This window comes from Bacillus sp. S4, assembly GCF_040838205.1.
Taxonomy (GTDB): domain Bacteria; phylum Bacillota; class Bacilli; order Bacillales; family Bacillaceae_G; genus Bacillus_A; species Bacillus_A cereus_U.
Genome location: NZ_JBFPJI010000313.1, coordinates 1 through 3,695 on the forward strand (window position 1 = coordinate 1; position 3,695 = coordinate 3,695).

Below are 3,695 nucleotides of genomic sequence, written 5' to 3' on the forward strand. Positions count from 1 at the left end.
TCATCCCCCACTGATTATTAGCCTTCACCAATCGGGCATTTACGGGCAGTTGATCTCCCACCTAACTTCTTTGCTCCAACTGAATTTTGAGGTGGAAGTTTTACTGCCCGTTAATGCGGGATAAATTATGAGAATCATTATTCTCGCCCTCTTTCCTTTTGCCATAATCAGCATTAATTGTTTAATAAATTTCCACTTTGTGCTTTTCAACATATTTTTCCTTAACGAAACTTTGTTATCCCCTTCTTAAAAAGCTATAAAACGTCAACAATGTTTGTATAGACCCACACGAGTTTCGTTTGATACTCTATGTATAGAAAGAAATTCCCTGTAGAAAGGCGAGTGATTAAAATGGATTCTCTTTCTCATAAAGAAGCTGATAAAGGTGCTATTGTCAGCATTATAGCCTACATATTTTTATCCTCTTTGAAAATCATCATCAGTTATATTACCCTCTCTAGCGCATTACGTGCTGACGGTTTGAATAACTTAACGGATATTGGTGCTTCTTTAGCAATATTAATTGGCCTAAAAATTTCTCGTAAGCCTCGTGACCCAGATCATCCATATGGGCATTCGCGTGCAGAACAAATCGCATCACTTGTTGCTTCCTTTATTATGGCAACGGTCGGATTAGAAGTTGTGATTAGTGCAATTCAATCGTTTTTAAATCCGAAACAAGCAGCGCCTAATGTACTCGCTGCGTGGGTTGCTTTATTTTCTGCCGTCGTAATGTATTTCGTATATAAATATACGAAAAAGATTGCGATTCAAACAAAGAGTAAGTCGTTAGAAGCCGCTGCAAAAGATAATTTATCAGATGCTCTCGTAAGTATTGGTACAGTAATAGGTATTGTCGGAGCACAGTTCAAAATGCCTATTTTAGACCCTATCGCTGCTTTAATTGTCGGTTTTATTATTTGTAAGACTGCATGGGAAATTTTCGTAGAAGCTTCTCATATGCTAACGGATGGAATCGATCCTGAGAAAATGGATGAATATGCTGATGCTATCGAGCATATTTCAGGTGTGGAACATATTGTAGATATTCGCGCTCGTATGTATGGGAATCAAACGTATGTAGATATTACAATTGAAGTAGATGCTCGAATGGATGTTAGCGAAAGCCATTGTATTACTGACAATATTGAAGATATGCTTCGAAAGAAATTCGGAATTTACCATGCTCATATTCATGTGGAGCCTATGCAAAAAGAACCTATTATGACATAGGTTCTTTTTTAATGAACGCCTTATGAAATATAACACATAAAACGAGCCAGCTACCGCCCGCTGCCCATCCGGCTAATATGTCAGATGGATAGTGCACGCCAAGATAAATTCGGCTAACTGAAATAGATAATACAACGAAGCTTGCTATAAAAATAAGCAGCAACTTTTTATGCAATGAAATACGATCTTCTGTAATTGTGACGTATGCAATAAATCCTAAAAAAGCAGTAGCGTTCATCGTATGACCGCTCGGAAAGCTATATCCAGTTGCTGTAACAAGCTGTGTCACATCAGGTCTTGCTCGTTCGTACCATAGTTTGAGCATACTGTTCAAATAACGTGATCCGTAATAATTAATTGTTAGAAGTAATGCACTTAATATTTTTTTTCTAAGAAGAAAATACATTACAAGTATAATGAGTAACGGGAAATATATTCTTTTTGAACCGATAAAGGATACCCAAGTAAAATAGGTTGTCAAATAATCGTTTCGGAAACTTTGAATAAAGTGTGCGACTACATTATCAAATTTTTCAATACAAGCGGTATGATACGAAAGTGATAGTGCGACAAAACAAATGAGTAGTGTACAACTTAACAAGTATAAATGTCGGTATCGTTTCACATACATAACCTCACTATGCAAAAAAATGGAGCGGTTGTTTTAGTTTTCCTCTCCATTTCTTTTTTATGCATAGTTTATTAAAAAATATTATTGTTAATTTTTTGCTGCATCGTTGGAATATCTTCGTTTGTTACTGTAAAGCGAATAACCTTCTCATCAAGATCAAGCGCTTCTGCGAATAAACCAGCCAATCCACGTGATTTTCTATCTACTTCCATAATGATTTCTAATCGGTCGTGGGCACTTGGCAAAATTAATAATTCTAATTCATCTAATTTCCCATAATACTCTCCAGAAACTGGAATAAACTCAAATTCTTGCGCGAATGGAACTTGCTTACGTAATCGATACGGTAATTCTTCGCATTCTATATGACGCGCTTTAAAACCTAATTGATTTACACTAGCTAATACACTGTTCAATAGCGCATTCGGCAATACTTGAATATAATCACGGTCACTTGGATCAATACTACGTTTAATATCAAGACCTGTATGAACCCAAACCGTTTTCATTCCAAGTGTTAGTGGTGCTTCAATTGGCATTAAAAACGAAAATGGAATTTCCACTTTTTCATTTGGCTCTACAGAAAATGGATCTGTTAAACGAACTCGCTCTAAATCATACGATGCAGTTACTTTTTTATCATCCACTTCTCTTACATATGACGTCGACAACGTTAAGTAAATGCTTTCAATTTCTTGGCTAACTGAACCTCCAGTTATATGAACCTTCCCTACTATCTCTTCTCCAACTGTATACTCATCTCTTTCAAGAACAGTATCTACTTTTGCACTTCCAATTCCAACGCTTGCTAAAAACTTTTGAAACATGGGGTCTCCATCCTTTCTAAAGCGTAAGCTACATCTTTTTTCAAATCTTGTACATTTTCATAGTATGGCGCTTTCATTTGTAACATTCGCATTAGCATGTCGCGATTATATTCTTCCAGCACTAACTCTTCATACCAAGGTTTTTCCTTTTTTTCAGTCGATTCATAACCAGCATACAATAAAAATAATACGAAATGACCGAGCGCATAAAAGTCGCTACGAAAGTGAACTTCTCGCATCAAAGCTTGTTCACCTTCATAAGTTATAGCTCGCTCATCACCCTCACCTTTCAATTTAGCCAATCCAAAATCAATAATACTAATCTGATTTTCTTTCATTAATATGTTTGGAATACGTAAATCTCGGTGAATGATACCTTTACTATGAAAATACGAAACAATTCCTAGTACTTCATATAAAATTTCAAAAACTTCACGTTCATCATATACTTGCCCATCTAAGAAAATATGATCTTCGAAATTTTCCCCCGGCATATACTCCATCACAAAAAAGTTCTTTTTCTCCCATATGAAATGATCATGTAGATTAGGAATTGACGCATGATTTAATGTTTGTAAAATCACTTTCTCTTGCTCAAATGATTTTCTACCAGACTCATATCTTTGTTTACTTTGCCTTAATTGTTTTAAGACTTTATATTTATTTATTTGTAAATCATTAACGACATATGTAACCCCATAACTGCCCATTCCAATTACTGATTCAATCTTATAACGCTCTGCAACGATTGTATTTTTTCGCAGTGGTCTATCAAATAAAGCTAGTATACGACGCCATTTCATCAGCTACTTGAAAAGAAGCTACGGCTTTTACGTTTTCTTTTATAATGCTGATGCCCATAACCAGATGAACGTCGTTTATTATCGCTACTTGAATACGAGCGCCCTCTATGACGATAATCACTACTTGAATACGAACGATGTTTTTTCTTTCCTAATAAAGAATCAATAATTTTTTTGAACATCCCTTCACCTCTTGTATAA

The 3,695-nt window shown here is 35.5% G+C and carries 5 protein-coding genes; 1 reads left to right on the plus strand and 4 read right to left on the minus strand.

The window, feature by feature from the left end:
- Positions 1–351: 351 nt before the first annotated feature.
- The gene (locus AB3X48_RS19135) at positions 352–1,233 is read left to right on the plus strand and encodes a cation diffusion facilitator family transporter (RefSeq protein WP_002157961.1); all 882 of its coding nucleotides are present in this window, start codon (positions 352–354) and stop codon (positions 1,231–1,233) included.
- Here the strand turns inward: AB3X48_RS19135 and AB3X48_RS19140 are convergent.
- The 4 genes from AB3X48_RS19140 to AB3X48_RS19155 form a co-directional block, all read right to left on the minus strand.
- Entirely contained in the window at positions 1,223–1,858 is a 636-nt protein-coding gene (locus tag AB3X48_RS19140) for a phosphatase PAP2 family protein (RefSeq protein ID WP_002157962.1), read from the minus strand. The two genes, AB3X48_RS19135 and AB3X48_RS19140, sit on opposite strands and share 11 nt — an antisense overlap.
- Before the next feature lie 77 nt (positions 1,859–1,935).
- Positions 1,936–2,691 carry a sporulation protein gene (locus AB3X48_RS19145; RefSeq protein WP_002157963.1) on the minus strand — a complete coding sequence of 252 codons (756 nt, stop codon included), beginning with the start codon at positions 2,689–2,691 and terminating at the stop codon, positions 1,936–1,938.
- The gene (locus tag AB3X48_RS19150) at positions 2,673–3,494 is read right to left on the minus strand and encodes a serine/threonine protein kinase (RefSeq protein ID WP_002012642.1); all 822 of its coding nucleotides are present in this window, start codon (positions 3,492–3,494) and stop codon (positions 2,673–2,675) included. The genes AB3X48_RS19145 and AB3X48_RS19150 overlap by 19 nt, the downstream gene beginning before the upstream one ends.
- Positions 3,494–3,676, minus strand: a complete 183-nt coding sequence (locus tag AB3X48_RS19155; protein ID WP_002141661.1) for a hypothetical protein — start codon at positions 3,674–3,676, stop codon at positions 3,494–3,496. Before AB3X48_RS19155 ends, AB3X48_RS19150 begins: the two co-directional genes overlap by 1 nt.
- Between the last annotated feature and the right edge of the window lie 19 nt (positions 3,677–3,695).

Excerpts from the sequence above, each read along its gene's own strand:
- AB3X48_RS19135 (WP_002157961.1), top strand. The coding sequence starts at position 352 with ATGGATTCTCTTTCTCATAAAGAAGCTGATAAAGGTGCTATTGTCAGC.
- AB3X48_RS19145 (WP_002157963.1), bottom strand. The coding sequence starts at position 2,691 with ATGTTTCAAAAGTTTTTAGCAAGCGTTGGAATTGGAAGTGCAAAAGTA.
- AB3X48_RS19150 (WP_002012642.1), bottom strand. The coding sequence starts at position 3,494 with ATGAAATGGCGTCGTATACTAGCTTTATTTGATAGACCACTGCGAAAA.
- AB3X48_RS19155 (WP_002141661.1), bottom strand. The coding sequence starts at position 3,676 with ATGTTCAAAAAAATTATTGATTCTTTATTAGGAAAGAAAAAACATCGT.